This window comes from Wukongibacter baidiensis (genome assembly GCF_050888315.1).
GTDB lineage: Bacteria > Bacillota > Clostridia > Peptostreptococcales > Caminicellaceae > Wukongibacter > Wukongibacter baidiensis.
Genome location: NZ_CP138202.1, coordinates 1,137,493 through 1,152,149 on the forward strand (window position 1 = coordinate 1,137,493; position 14,657 = coordinate 1,152,149).

Here is a 14,657-nt window from a genome sequence, read left to right on the forward strand (position 1 = left end):
TTGTTTTAAAATATTAACGACTTTCTCAAAAAATATTTCTATAATATAAACAGATCTCAGTTAATGGACATTCCTCGCACATTGGCTTTCGAGCCTTACATACTCTTCTACCATGGAGTAGAATCCAATGATGGGCTGTTGACCACAATTTTTTATCAATATTTTTCATTAATTGTTCTTCCGTTCCAACAACGTCCTTGCTATTGGCTAGTCCAATTCTATTTGAGACTCTAAAAACATGTGTATCAACTGCAATAGCATCCTTTCCAAAGGCATTGCTCACTACAACATTAGCAGTCTTCTTACCTACACCAGGAAGCTCCATCAGTTCTTCAATGGTGTCAGGTACCTTTGAATCATGTTTCTCAACTAAGATTCTACATGTATTTAATATATTTTTAGACTTCATTCTATAAAATCCACAGCTTTTAATCATAAGACCTAGTTCTTCTTGACTCAATTCAAGAAATTTTTCTGGGGTATTATATGTCTTATATACTTCTCCCATAACTTGGTTTACTCTCTTATCTGTACATTGAGCCGCCAAAATCGTTGAGATTAGGAGTTCAAATGGCGAGTTATAATCAAGCTCAGATTCTGCTTGTGGATATAGTCCTTCTAATATCTTCAGTGCCTCTTTCATTTCCTTCTTTGAAAGAACCTTACTTTTCCTAGGCATAAAAAAATCCTTTCTTACTTATTTTGCTACTAACTTACAATAGTTCCGTCTCACAATTAACGATCTCTACTCTATTGTCGTTTTCTATAAATCTAATAACAGTATTAATCATTTGATTTGCATGCTTTGATGAAGTAGTTACACATGCAAATCCAACTACCGATCTTCTCCATATATCATTTAAGTCTACTTCAGCTATAGAAACATTAAATCTAGATTGTATTCTTTGTATTAAACTTTTGATTATCTGTCTTTTTTCCTTTAAGGAATTAGCACTAAAAATTATCAATTCCACTTCACAACTACCTATAATCATCTAAATCCTCTTTCATCATTTTATTATCAAAATTCCCCATATAATACAATTATATTACAAAAAAAATGCTGCTTCAATCTTAATAGACTTATATTTTCATTTGTGTCATAAAAATTAAACCCATAGGACTAGTTTAACATTTTTGATAAACTAATCCTATGGGTTTTATATACAGTATACATTCTCAAGATCATACAATCCAGAAGTATAGGAGAGTTTTTTTAATTTCAACGTTCAATATATGAAATTTTATTTAATATATTGAATATTATGTATTTGTATAGTATACTGAATATAAGTTTAATATATTAAACATTCAAAATATGAAAGGAGAATTATTATGCAAAACTCATTTATCAGCCCAGATAATACATGGCTTTTATGGGCATTTCTAACAGGTTGGGCAGCAATAAGTATTTTTTTGGAGCAAAAGTATCAATGGGCTGCAAAAGTTTCTGGAGCAATTATAGCACTTGTTGGAGCACTTGTTTTATCTAATCTTAAAATCATTCCAACTGACGCTCCTGCGTATGACCAAGTATGGGGGTACGTAGTTCCACTTGCAATTCCTTTACTTCTTTTTAAATGTGATATAAAGAAAATTTGGAGAGAAAGCGGTCGAATTTTAATAATTTTTCTAATCAGCTCGGTTGGGACAATGCTTGGTGCTACTTTGGGGTATATTTCGTTGAGTAAATACATACCCGATTTAACAAAAGTTGCAGCTATGATGTCAGGATCATATATTGGTGGCGGTGTAAATTTTGCAGCAATGGCTGGTTCATTTGAAGTTCCTGGCGAACTTGTTTCAGCAGCCGTCGTAGCAGATAACTTGTTAATGGCACTATACTTCTTTGTTCTTATAGCAATTCCCTCAATAGGATTTTTCAGAAAACACTTTTCTCATCCTCATGTTGATGAAGTAGAACGTGTTGGTACTAATGATAATAAAACATTAGCCGCAAATTACTGGGGTAGAAAAGAAATTTCTTTAAAAGATATTGCCTTTGCAATTTCTACTGCATTTGCTATCGTTGCCGTATCCGCTGAAATTGCAAAGTGGTTTGGTTTAATAATTCCAACAACAAATCCCGTATTAAACGTTCTAAATAGCTTATTGTCAAATAAGTACTTATTAATAACAACACTTACAATGCTTGGTGCCACGCTTTTCCCGAATTATTTTAGTAATATCAAAGGTTCTCAAGAAATTGGTACATTTCTAATTTATATATTCTTTGTAGTTATTGGTGTCCCAGCTTCAATTTCATTGATTCTTCAAAGATCACCATTGCTATTGCTTTTCTGTGCTGTCATGGTAGGTATGAATATGCTAGTAACATTTGGTATGGGTAAACTTCTTAAATTTAATTTGGAAGAGATTATATTAGCCTCTAATGCTAATATTGGCGGACCAACTACAGCTGCTGCAATGGCAATTTCAAAGGGTTGGATTGAATTGATTGGCCCTATAATGGTGGTAGGAACGTTAGGCTATATTATAGGCAATTATTTCGGAATAATTATTGGAAATATACTTATGTAACAATATATATTAGGAGGAAACACAGTGATATTTGATGGACATGCTGATATTTGGACAGATATAACTAATAAATACATAGTTAAGAATATGAGAGATGTATTTAGAGAAAATCATTTAAAAAAATTTGAGGCTGGAAATGTTGATGGAGGCATTTTTGTCATCTGGGTCGATCCTCCTTATGATGAAGATCCTGTAGCTAGAGTAGCTCAAATCGTTGAGTGTATGCAACATGAAATTAAATCTTCTAAAGACATTTTAAAGGTTATAAAAAATCACGAGGATTATGCTAATGTTGAGGACACTCGAATCAAAGTACTTATCGGGATGGAAGGTCTTAGTCATATCGATACAAACATAATTTTGCTACAGCAATATTATGAGCTTGGTGTACGACACGCATCACTAACTTGGAATGAAGAAAACAAATTAGCGACTGGTATTCTTGGCAATAGAAAAAGAGGTCTTACCCCTTATGGGCGCTCAGCTATAAAAAAAATTGAGGAATTGGGTATGCTGTTTGATGTTTCACACCTAAATGATCGCTCTTTTTGGGATGCTGTAGACATTGTTTCAAAACCCATAATCGCATCTCATTCAAATGCTCGTGCTCTATGTACTCATGATAGAAATCTTGATGACCTACAACTGAAATCCATTGCAGATTCAGGTGGTATAATTGGAGTAAATAGTTTTAGGTCATTTGTTCATGAATCCAGAAGTAAACAAAATATCGACGGACTTGTGGCACATATTAAATATATAGCAAATTTAATTGGAATCGACCATGTAGCCTTTGGCTTTGATTTCTGTGATTTCATTAATGACACAACTATGAATCACTTTAATGATCCAGCATCCCTCAAACCAGGAGCAGGGGTTGATGGTCTCAATGATGTATCGCAAGTCAATCAATTGATAACGGTATTAAGAAATTCTGGATTTTCTAAAAATGAAATTGAGAAAATCGCTTATAAAAATTATGATCGTGTAATCAAAGCAGTGTTAAAACAATAGATAAGGTTCACCATATAAAAAAGGGTCTTTACTGATGCATTGCCAGTAAAGACCCTTTTTACTTACTCCATGTTATATTTACCATGAAGGAGGTGTCATCGCCCATATTGAGATACATTTTCCTTCACCAGCATTTTCATAATAATGGGGAATGTCACTGCTAAAAGAAATACTATCACCTTCAGATAAAAGGTACTCTTTATCCCCCAGATAAACTCTAAGGACACCTTCAATTACATATCCACATTCTTCTCCTTCATGATGGACAAAATCAGTAGTTGTTTCTGACTGATCTTCTAAGGTAATGAGAAGGTACTCGATTTTTCTATTTAAATCAGGAGTCAACATCTCATATAGACATTTTGAGTTACCTATAAGCATTTTTTTTCTTTCATCTTTACGCACAACTGGATTAGGTAACGGTTCAACTATTTCATTAAAAAAATATCCAATATTAACATCTAATGCTTTTGCAATTTTCCACATCACCGTAACAGTTGGAACTACTTTTCTGTTTTCAATTTGACTTATCATTCCTGAGCTTACTCCCGTTTGTTTTGCCAACGTTGCAATACTCATTTTCATTTTTTTTCTAATTTCTCTAATTTTTGAACCAACATCTATATCCATTATATACTTGCTCCTTTATCAAGTTCCATTTTTTACATTATAATTACAATTTTACCCAAATTCAGATTTCATCTTCATTATATCATAATTATAACATCTTGTGATAGAGTATATTATTACAATGTTTACATTCATATTTTATCAGACATTCAACACAATCAATTTTCCTAGCTCTGCATATCCTTCTTCAATTCCATTGAAAAAAAATGATGTGCCATATTCCAATACTCTTTAGATATTGCCTTTTGAAGCGATGGCTCAATTTTAAGTACATCATCAAGCTTTGCTAATCCTATCCTAGTTGTATATTATAAAAATAAAAACCATAGGACTAGTTTAACATTTTGCTAGACTAATCCCATAGCTTTTCTTACACAATCCAATGTTTAATTAGTATACAGTCTAATTCCACCTATAAATCCATACAAATTATTTAAGTATTTCTCATGCTTTTCTGGTTCTTTTTCAACTAAATCTATAATAAAATCTCGTATATGGTTCAGCATACTGACGTTATTGTCCTTAATACAATGGTCTATTAGCGTTTTTATTGCTTTCATTTTAGTTTGGTTATGTACGAAATTATCCTCTATACCCTTTATCAATTCTTGTAGTTTTTTTATAGCCTTCTCATAATCTCCTCTTAGTATCTGTATCTGAGAATAAGTTTCATAATATAAAAAGAGCCTGGTAATGTTACTCTTTCCAATACACTCAAAAGCTTTTTGAATGTAGATTAAAGCCCTATCGTATTTGCCTAAACACTTATATGCTTCAGCAATGTTATTATATGCTGCAGCCTTATCTAGATCTTTCTCAAAAATATCTAATGCTTTATTATAATATTCTATAGCTTTATTGTATTTTCCACGCCATTTATAAGCTAAACCTATGTTCACTATAGAATCGCCCTTATCAATACTTGATTTTGCATATTCTAAAGATTTCACAAATAGCTTTTCTGCTAATAAGTAGTTTGTAATCTTGTGTTCCACAATTCCGTATCGATAATAATGTAAATATATCGTACTATCATTAACCCCATTAGCTTTATTTAGTAACTCCTCAACTTCTTCATGTATTTTTCTTGACTTTTTATAGTTGCATCTCAAATAATGCATGAGTCCCAACTCAGATTTCCACTTTATTAATAACTTAAGATTTTTTGTTAAGCTAATGGTATTTTTCATAAAATCTATTCCTCTATTAGGAATACCAGTGTAAAAGTAATACATAGCAATATTTCTTCTCATTACTAAAGCTTCTTCTTCTAAATTATTATCTATGCACAAGCCTTTAATTGCTCTAAGTAGATGAATATCTTCATCATCCCGATATGACTGAAGATTGTCACTAGTACTTTGAACCATATACTTAATCTGCTCTTTATTCGATTTTATTAATTCATTAACCTTCATATTAAGTACTTCGCACAGTTCATCCACAAACAGTTTTGAACCTAGTTCTATTTTATTAAGATTTTGATACACGCTCTCAGTATCCATATTGATTTGTTTTGCAAAACTATCAATATCACCAAATCTCTCTATTACTTTTTTCTCAACCTGCTCTTCCGGTGACAGTATCTTTATGTGACTAAGGTTAAATTTTTTCACACTTATCATCCGCTTTCCCTGATATAATCCGACCTTCTTACACATAATCTATCATATACTTATTATTTCTACAAGATTTTTACAATTCCTCTATTAAAATGAAAAATTTCCACCTACAGTTTAACAACATTTTCTTAGTTTCAAACTCGAAATGTATACTTAGTATATTTCAGTTTACTTCTCTCAGATTCTTTACTGTATTTTCAATAGAATTTTCAAAAAAAACAAGCTTTTACTCCACAACTGAAATCATGAAATAAAAGCCTGTTAACGACAAATTTCAAACTAGACTAGATAATCTCACCTTACTTATTTGGTGTTAATTTATACATTAAAAATATTGGTTTTATGGATTTTGGAATATCATCATCGGTTGCAAAGGAAATCACAGTCGTAGTAGCGACTAACGATAATGCTACTATTAGAGTTAAAATTTTATTTTTCATATTTCCACCTCCTCTTTATCTAGTGTGAAGTCTAATCTCCCCGATAAACCCATACAAGACATTTAAATATTCCTCATCGTCTTCGGTTTTCTTTTCAATTAGACTAATAAGAAAGTCTCGTACATGTTCCAGCATATCAATATCATCGGTTTTAATGCAATAGTCTATCAATGTCCTTATCCCTTTAATTTTAACTTGATCATATACAAAATGATCCTCCATACCCATTACCAATTCATATAGTTTGCTTACGACTTTCTCGTGATCACCTTTTAATATTTGTATCTGAGCATAAGTTTGATAATATAAGAAATGTCTGGTAATGTTATTCTTGTCCATGTTATCAAAGGCTTTTTGAATATAAAGTAAAGCCTTATCATATTCTCCTAAACACTTATATAGTTCAGCAAGGTTATTATACGCCTTACTCTTATTTACACCCTCCTCAAAAACATCTAAAGCTTTATTATAGTGCCCTATAGCTTCCTGGTAATCACCACGCCGTTTATAACTCAATCCTATATTCACTATGGAGTCGCCCTTATCAGTGCTTGATTTAACATATTCTAAGGATTTCTCAAATAGTCTTTCTGCTGATAAGTAGTTTGAAGTATTACTCTCCAATAGTCCATATCGATAATAGTGTAAATATTTTGTTCTTTTATCAACTCTATTTGCTTTATTTAGTAATTTTTCAACTTCTTCATGCACTTTTCTTGACTTTTCATAATTACACTGCGAAAAATACATGAGTCCAAGCTCAGACTTCCACTTTATTAATAAATCACGATCTTTCACTAAGCTAATGGTATTCTCCATTGCACCTACTGCCCTATTAGTAATGCCAGTATAAAAATAATACATAGCAATATTTCTTTGCATTACTAAAGCTTCGACTTTCAAGTTATTATCAACGCACAATACTTTCAAAGCATTAAGGATATAAAGATCCTCATTACCTTGGTATGTTTGAAGATTATCACTGATACTTTGGACCATATTCTTAATCTGTTCTTTATCAGATTTTATTAATTCATCACTCTTCATATTAAGTGCTTCGCATAATTTATCTTTGAATAAATTTGACCCTTGTTCTAATTCCTTAAGATATTGGTATACGGTCTTTGTATCCATATTTATTTGCTTTGCAAAACTATCAACATCTCCAAATCGCTCTATTATTTTTTCCTCAACCTGTTCTTCCGGTGACAGTATTTTTATGTGACTAAGGTTAAACTTTTTCACATTTATCATCCACTTTCCTGATATAATCCGACCTTCTTACACATAATCCAACATTTATTTATTAATTCTACAAATTATTGACAATTCCTCTATTAATATGAAAAAAACTCACAAATATTTCCTTGCATACCTGAGTAGAGGCCCGCTTTACCTTCACTCCTTTTTTTCCCACGTTTGTTTATGTAATCAAAACATAATGCTATTATTAACAACCTGATAATGTTGCAATGTTTGTTGATTTTTATCTATTGTAAGACTGATAGACTTTCCTCCTCTCTTTTATTGAAAACTATGTCTTTTTTTCCATTATATCCTATTCCCCAAAGTTTTCAAGCATTTTTTATGTCTTTAGCATGTTTTATTTGTATTTATTGTTTTTAGCATGTTGCGAATTGACATCTTTCAAGGTAGTTTGACTTAAAAGGAGGTAATGTCTTGAGTGATTTATCAAAAATAATAGGAAAAAGAATAAAATCTCTACGTAAAGATAAAGGTTTCAGTCAAGAAGAATTAGCTCATCTAGCTAATATAAATCGGTCATTTATGGGTGAAATTGAACGTGGTGAAAAAAGCCCTACACTTGGCAGTCTTGAAAAAATTACAAATGCTCTTGAGATATCATTTGAAGAATTATTTAGATACATACAACCTTGTCAATCTAACAAAGATAAAACTAAGAATTTATCGGTTATTATAGAAAAACTATACTCTTTAAACGAAGCTGACCAAAAGATTATCTTAGATATTATTGATAATATTTTGTTAATTTCTAAAAAAAATAAAGCACGCTGATTAGTATCAGTGTGCTTATCATCAATTCTTTACTTTTCAAATACATATCTTTGCAATTTGATTATATATTTTTTTCCATCATACTCATAAAGTCAAGTTCATTAAACCCGTTCTTCCTGTAGAATCTATCAGTATGGCAATTTTTTTCAGTAAACAGAATAATAGTATTTACCCCAAACTCCTGAATTCTTTCTTCTAATGATTTCAGCATTTTGCTACCTATTCCTTTTCCTTGTAGCTCATTTGTTACAAACATTTCTCTAATATTAAAATGCATCCCCTCATACCATTGCTCACAGTTTCCAAAGACCGCACCTTTTATGATGCCTTCCTCTACATACTTAATGCCAGCAAATTTAGGAGATACATAAATATCATGTAACCTGTTATATGCTGTTTCAATAGTCCACTTGTCATTCCAAGGCTCTGCATTAAAAACATTTACATATAACCTAGCACATTCTTTTAAATCCTTGTCTTCAATATTAAATATACATGTATTCATCTATTTCCTCCCCCCTTAAATATTAATATACTTACTTTTCTTATTATAATGTAAGTATAAATTTTTAGAATATGTTTCTATAGTATTTACATTCTTCTCTTATAAAACACTCACCACAATTAGGTTTTCTAGCTTTACATACCCTTCTTCCATGCCATATTAATAGATGATGTGCTAGACTCCAGTATTCTTTGGGTATTGCCTTTTGAAGCTGTAGCTCCGTTTTTAACACGTCATCAGCTTTTGCCAGTCCTATCCTATTAGATACTCTAAAAACATGGGTATCTACGGCTATAGCTGGCTGATTAAATGCATTACTTATAACTACATTTGCTGTTTTTCTTCCTACTCCAGCTAAGGTAATTAAATTGTCAAATTCTCTAGGCACTTGGCCATCAAATTTCTCCTTTAAAGCTATACACATATTCATTAAATGTTTTGATTTACTTCTATATAGTCCTATTGATTTTATCTTATTTTCTAATTCTTCTCTCGATAATGTTAAGAAGGAGTCTAGGTCTGGATACTCAACAAATAGAGTTTTGGTAACTGCATTTACATTTTTGTCTGTAGTTTGAGCCGATAAGACAGTTGCTACTAGTAGCTGAAAAGGTGTATTATAGTTAAGCTCACATTTAGCATTTGGATACTCTTTTTCTAGCAATTCTATAACTTTTAATACTTCTTGTTTATTCATATTCGTCACTTCCTATATGAAAATTCTCTATAAAATTTCTGCTTCTAAACCTAATCCCATTATACCCAAATGCTCTAATATTCAATCTAACTTCTAAAAAAAATGAACCCATGGGATTGCTATAACATTTTTGTTAGAGTAATCCCATGGGTCTTATACACAATATATAATGTTTTCTAGATTCCTAGTTCTTCCTTCGCCTCTTTAAATGCATTTATTGCAAAGTCTAAATCTTCCTTTGAGTGAGCTGCTGAAATTTGTGTTCTGATTCTTGCTTTACCCTTTGGAACTACTGGATAATAGAAACCAATTACATAAACACCTTTTTCAAGCATTTTTTCTGCCATTTTCTGTGAAAGTACTGCATCACCAAGCATTACTGGAACTATTGGATGTTCACTTTCTATAATTTCAAGGCCGATATCCTTTATTTTTTCTCTAAAGTATCTTGTGTTTTCTTCAAGCTTATCTCTGTGTTCTGTACTTTCTGTAAGTATCTCTAAAACCTTTAATGATGCTGTAGCGATAGCTGGTGCTAATGTATTTGAGAATAGGTATGGTCTTGAACGTTGTCTAAGTAGGTCTATTATTTCTTTTCTACCACTTGTGTAACCACCACTAGCTCCACCTAGAGCTTTTCCAAGTGTTCCTGTTATTATATCTACTCTTCCCATTACATCTCTGTATTCATGAGTTCCTTTTCCGCGCTTTCCTGTAAATCCAACTGCATGGCTATCATCTACCATTACAAGTGCATTGTATTTATCAGCTAGGTCACATATTCCCTTTAGGTTAGCTATTATTCCGTCCATTGAGAATACACCATCTGTTGCTATAAGCTTGATACGTGCTCCATCCTTGTCTGCTTGGATAAGTTGAGCTTCTAAGTCAGCCATATTGTTGTTTTTGTATCTATATCTTTTAGCTTTACTAAGTCTTACTCCATCGATTATACTTGCATGGTTAAGTTCATCACTTATTATAGCGTCTTCGGATGTTGTTATAGTTTCAAATAGTCCACCATTTGCATCGAAGCATGATGAGTATAAAATAGTGTCTTCAGTTTCTAAGAATTCTGTTAACTTGTCTTCTAACTTTTTATGTACTTCTTGTGTTCCACAGATAAATCTTACTGATGATAATCCATATCCCCAGTTGTCATAGCTTCCCTTTGCAGCTTCCTTTACTAATGCATTGTTAGATAATCCAAGGTAATTGTTTGCACACATATTAAGAACGCCATCTACCTTAGTTGTGTCTATTTTGCTTTTTTGTGGTGTAGTTATTATTCTTTCATCTTTCCATAATCCGTTATCTTTGATTTCCTGTAATTGTTCAGTATAAATCCCTTTTGCTGCTTTAAACATTTCTTCACTCTCCTTTTAAATAAAAAATTAGATAATTACTAGGCAAAGCTTCTAAGTCTTTTTATATCTATATATGCGTGGCTGAGAAGTTCGATAACCGAAATCAGACTTCTCAACCCCACATACCTAATCTAGTCCCAGTTAAGTATTACTTTTCCTGACTGTCCACTTTTCATTGCTTGGAAACCTTTTTCAAACTCTGTATAGTGGAAGTTGTGAGTTATTACAGGCTCTATATCTAAACCTGATTGAAGCATAGCAGTCATTTTGTACCATGTTTCAAACATTTCTCTTCCATAAATCCCCTTAAGGAAAAGGCCATTAAATACTATCTTATTCCAATCTATTTGAGTTTCAGGTCCTTGTATTCCTAATAATGCAATCTTACCACCGTGGAACATTGCATCTATCATATCATTAAATGCCTGTGCATTTCCTGACATTTCAAGACCTACGTCAAACCCTTCTTTCATTCCTAATTCGTCCATTACGCTTCTTATTGTTTGCTTTGTTACATTTACTACTCTTGTAGCTCCCATTTTCTTTGCAAGTTCTAATCTATAGTCGTTTACATCAGTTACAACTATATATCTTGCTCCTGCTTGTTTAGCTATTGCAGCTGCCATTATTCCTATAGGACCTGCTCCTGTAATAAGAACATCTTCTCCTAATAAGTCAAATGATAATGCTGTATGGACAGCGTTTCCAAGAGGATCAAAAATACTTAATACATCCTTTGGTATTGTTGGGTCACAAAGCCATATATTTGTAACAGGAATAGCTGCATATTCAGCAAATATACCTGTTCTATTTACACCAATTCCTTCAGTATCTTTACATAAATGTCTTCTACCGGCAAGACAGTTTCTACACTTACCACAAACAATATGTCCTTCTCCTGAAACTATATCTCCTACTTTAAGATCCTTTACCCCTTCTCCAACTTCAACTATTTCACCAACAAATTCATGTCCTATTGTCATCGGTACAGGAATAGTTTCTTGTGACCATTTGTCCCAATCATATATGTGTACATCAGTACCGCATATAGCAGTTTTATGCATTTTAACAAGTACTTCTCCCTCTTTTATCTCTGGAAAAGGAACTTTCTCTAACCATAAACCAGGCTCCGCATATTTTTTCACTAACGCATCCATCATTTTTGACACAAAGCATCCCCTCTTTCTTTTTTGAACATATTTTTAAGTCAATTTTGTATTTGATAAGATTTCTTTTATTGTTTGTACGCTTTTCAAACATATTGTACTAATTTGATTAACTAATATAACGTTTTCTATAATTCCTCACTAAAAAACGTTTGTGTTTGTATCAATTACATTTCCGCTATCAAAAGCCGTTTATGTTTCCACTTCGCGTACATATCTGATAAATTTATTATACTATAAAAAAGTAAATAATCAATAAGTTTCTGATAATTTCATTTTTTTTTATAAGCAAATTGATATATTTATAATGCATAATTTTCATATACTAAAAAACAAACCCATAGATCAATCTAATAATTTTCACTAAACTGATTCCATGGGTCTTTATGTCTGTTATATATTATATTTTATTTAAACAAATTCATTTCCTTACCAACCTTCTCAAATACTGCCACTGCTCTTTCTAACTGCTCCTCGTCATGTCCAGCCGTCACCATGCATCTTACTCTTCCGGTTCCCTTAGGTACTGTAGGGAATACTATACCCGATGCAAACACTCCATTTTCAAATAGCTTCCTAGAAAATTCCATGGTTTTTGCTTCGTCACCGATAATAACAGGTGTAATTGGAGTCTGGCTATTTCCAATATCAAACCCTAATTTACCTAGCTTTTCTTTGAAGAACTTAGCATTAGACCAAAGTCTGTCTGTATACTCGCTAGATTCCATGAGCATCTTAACAGCTTCAATTATTGCACCTACAGCTGCTGGAGGCAAAGATGTACTGAATAAAAGTGGTCTGCCTCTATGGCTTAACCAATCTTGCATAGTCTCACTTCCCGCTACATATCCACCAATAACACCTATAGCCTTTGATAATGTACCAATGCTGAAGTCTACTCTACCGTGTAAGCCAAAATGATCTACTGTTCCACGGCCATTTTCACCTAAAACTCCTGATCCATGGGCATCATCTACATATGTCATAGCTTCATATTTTTCTGCTAAATCAACTATACTAGGTAGGTTAGCAACGTCACCATCCATACTAAAAACACCATCTGTTATTATAAGTATATTACTGTATTTATCTCTATTTTCTTTCAGAACCTTTTCAAGACTGTTCATATCATTATGTCTATAAATAGTCTTATCGGCCTTTGAAAGTCTTGCTCCATCTATAATGCTTGCATGATTTAATTCATCGGATACTATTAGATCCCCTTTTTCAGTTATAGCCTGAATAGTCCCAGCATTACAGTTGAATCCCGACTGAAAGACCATTACGGCTTCTTCTCTTTTAAATTCTGCTAATACGGATTCTAACTCTTCGTGAATGTCCATATTACCAACAATGGTTCTTACTGCACCAGCTCCAACACCGTATTTCTCTACTGCATCTATGGCTGCTTTCTTTATTCTAGGATGATTTGCAAACCCAAGATAGTTATTGGAAGATAGGTTGATAACCTTTTTTCCATTTAAGGTTATTTCTGCTTCATTAGCTCCACCTAGAACAGGTAATTTTCTATATACACCCTGATTTTTAAGATCTTCAATTTTCTCTTTCAAGAATTTTAACTCATGAACATCTGACATTGTAAAACCTCCTTATTTCTAATTAGGCTTACATAAAGGGGTATTTTTTATCCAAGTTTTACTTTTAATTTTTCAATCATATCCACTGTCATTGTCTCAAGATTATATTTTGGATTCCATCCCCACTCATCACGAGCCGCAGTATCATCTAATGAATTTGGCCATGACTCAGCAATTTTTTGCTTAACAGGATCAACCTCATACTCAATCCGAAACTCTGGTATATGCTTTTTAATTTCTGCAAAAACCTCTTCTGGTCCAAAGCTCATAGCTGTTACATTAAAGGCATTTCTATGCTTAAGTTTAGCTGAATCTGCTTCCATTAACTGAACTATACAGTCTAGTGCGTCTGGCATATACATCATGTCCATCTTTGTTCCTTCTTTTATGTTGCATATAAATTCCTTCGTTTTTAAAGCTTCATAGTAAATATGCACGGCATAATCTGTTGTTCCTCCACCGGGCAAGGCCTTATAGGAAATTAAACCCGGGAATCTAACGCCTCTTGTATCGACACCAAATCTTTCATGATAATAATCACATAGAAGTTCCCCAGCAACCTTCGAAACCCCATATATTGTTGTAGGTCTTTGAATTGTATCCTGTGGAGTTAAGTCCATCGGTGTACTTGGTCCAAATGCTGCTATTGAGCTTGGGACAAATACACCACACTCCTTCTCTCTAGCAACTTCTAAAACATTGTATAGACCGTTCATGTTTACATTCCATAGTAGATGTGGTTTTGCTTCTCCTACCGCCGAAAGAATAGATGCTAAGTGAATAACCATATCTACATCATACTTTTCTACTGACTCTGCAATCTGCTGTGGATTTAAAACATCTACTACTTCAAAGGGCCCTGACTCAACTATTTCTTTTCTTCCATCATCGCCTCTGCTTCTACTACTAGCCACAACATTATTTTCACCATAAATCTCCCTAAGCTTTAAAACTAGTTCTGAACCAATTTGACCTAAAGCTCCAGTAACTAAAATCCTTTTCATTTAATCACCTCACATTATTATTAAACCCGAATTATC

The 14,657-nt window shown here is 32.7% G+C and carries 15 protein-coding genes; 3 read left to right on the forward strand and 12 right to left on the reverse strand.

Features of this window, described 5'->3' with window-relative positions:
* Positions 1–25: 25 nt before the first annotated feature.
* Positions 26–679 (reverse strand): endonuclease III, encoded by a 654-nt coding sequence (gene nth, locus R9X47_RS05440; RefSeq protein ID WP_432665714.1) that lies wholly within the window; start codon positions 677–679, stop codon positions 26–28.
* Positions 680–713: 34 nt separating this feature from the next.
* On the reverse strand, positions 714–995 hold the full coding sequence (locus R9X47_RS05445) for a DUF503 domain-containing protein (protein ID WP_432665715.1): 282 nt from the start codon (positions 993–995) through the stop codon (positions 714–716).
* Positions 996–1,335: 340 nt separating this feature from the next.
* Between R9X47_RS05445 and R9X47_RS05450 the strand changes: the two genes are divergently transcribed.
* Together R9X47_RS05450 and R9X47_RS05455 are read left to right on the forward strand one after the other, a co-directional pair.
* Positions 1,336–2,541, forward strand: a complete 1,206-nt coding sequence (locus tag R9X47_RS05450; protein ID WP_432665716.1) for a DUF819 domain-containing protein — start codon at positions 1,336–1,338, stop codon at positions 2,539–2,541.
* A 24-nt stretch (positions 2,542–2,565) separates the two neighbouring features.
* Positions 2,566–3,555: a dipeptidase gene (locus R9X47_RS05455; RefSeq protein ID WP_432665717.1), complete on the forward strand. Its 990-nt coding sequence runs from the start codon at positions 2,566–2,568 to the stop codon at positions 3,553–3,555.
* A 78-nt stretch (positions 3,556–3,633) separates the two neighbouring features.
* Here R9X47_RS05455 and R9X47_RS05460 read toward each other — a convergent pair whose 3' ends face one another.
* From R9X47_RS05460 to R9X47_RS05475, 4 genes are all read right to left on the reverse strand, one after another.
* Positions 3,634–4,185 carry a cupin domain-containing protein gene (locus R9X47_RS05460; protein ID WP_432665718.1) on the reverse strand — a complete coding sequence of 184 codons (552 nt, stop codon included), beginning with the start codon at positions 4,183–4,185 and terminating at the stop codon, positions 3,634–3,636.
* Between the two features lie 386 nt (positions 4,186–4,571).
* Positions 4,572–5,801: a tetratricopeptide repeat protein gene (locus R9X47_RS05465; RefSeq protein WP_432665719.1), complete on the reverse strand. Its 1,230-nt coding sequence runs from the start codon at positions 5,799–5,801 to the stop codon at positions 4,572–4,574.
* A gap of 305 nt (positions 5,802–6,106) precedes the next feature.
* Positions 6,107–6,247 (reverse strand): hypothetical protein, encoded by a 141-nt coding sequence (locus R9X47_RS05470; protein ID WP_432665720.1) that lies wholly within the window; start codon positions 6,245–6,247, stop codon positions 6,107–6,109.
* A 15-nt stretch (positions 6,248–6,262) separates the two neighbouring features.
* Positions 6,263–7,492, reverse strand: a complete 1,230-nt coding sequence (locus tag R9X47_RS05475; protein ID WP_432665721.1) for a tetratricopeptide repeat protein — start codon at positions 7,490–7,492, stop codon at positions 6,263–6,265.
* 435 nt (positions 7,493–7,927) lie between these two features.
* On the opposite strand from R9X47_RS05475, the gene R9X47_RS05480 reads away from it, so the two are divergent.
* Positions 7,928–8,284, forward strand: coding sequence for a helix-turn-helix domain-containing protein (locus tag R9X47_RS05480; RefSeq protein ID WP_432665722.1), 357 nt, complete (start codon positions 7,928–7,930; stop codon positions 8,282–8,284).
* A gap of 61 nt (positions 8,285–8,345) precedes the next feature.
* On the opposite strand, the gene R9X47_RS05485 is transcribed toward R9X47_RS05480, so the two are convergent.
* From R9X47_RS05485 to R9X47_RS05510, 6 genes are all read right to left on the reverse strand, one after another.
* A complete protein-coding gene (locus tag R9X47_RS05485) occupies positions 8,346–8,789 on the reverse strand; it encodes a GNAT family N-acetyltransferase (RefSeq protein WP_432665723.1) in 444 nt (147 codons plus the stop codon).
* A 64-nt stretch (positions 8,790–8,853) separates the two neighbouring features.
* Complete coding sequence (gene nth, locus R9X47_RS05490) at positions 8,854–9,486, reverse strand: endonuclease III (RefSeq protein WP_432665724.1); 633 nt, start codon at positions 9,484–9,486, stop codon at positions 8,854–8,856.
* A 176-nt stretch (positions 9,487–9,662) separates the two neighbouring features.
* The gene (locus R9X47_RS05495; protein WP_432665725.1) at positions 9,663–10,853 is read right to left on the reverse strand and encodes a glycine C-acetyltransferase; all 1,191 of its coding nucleotides are present in this window, start codon (positions 10,851–10,853) and stop codon (positions 9,663–9,665) included.
* A 131-nt stretch (positions 10,854–10,984) separates the two neighbouring features.
* Positions 10,985–12,013, reverse strand: a complete 1,029-nt coding sequence (gene tdh / locus R9X47_RS05500) for an L-threonine 3-dehydrogenase (protein WP_432667585.1) — start codon at positions 12,011–12,013, stop codon at positions 10,985–10,987.
* 413 nt (positions 12,014–12,426) lie between these two features.
* The gene (locus R9X47_RS05505) at positions 12,427–13,617 is read right to left on the reverse strand and encodes a glycine C-acetyltransferase (RefSeq protein ID WP_432665728.1); all 1,191 of its coding nucleotides are present in this window, start codon (positions 13,615–13,617) and stop codon (positions 12,427–12,429) included.
* A 47-nt stretch (positions 13,618–13,664) separates the two neighbouring features.
* Complete coding sequence (locus R9X47_RS05510) at positions 13,665–14,621, reverse strand: L-threonine 3-dehydrogenase (RefSeq protein ID WP_432665729.1); 957 nt, start codon at positions 14,619–14,621, stop codon at positions 13,665–13,667.
* Between the last annotated feature and the right edge of the window lie 36 nt (positions 14,622–14,657).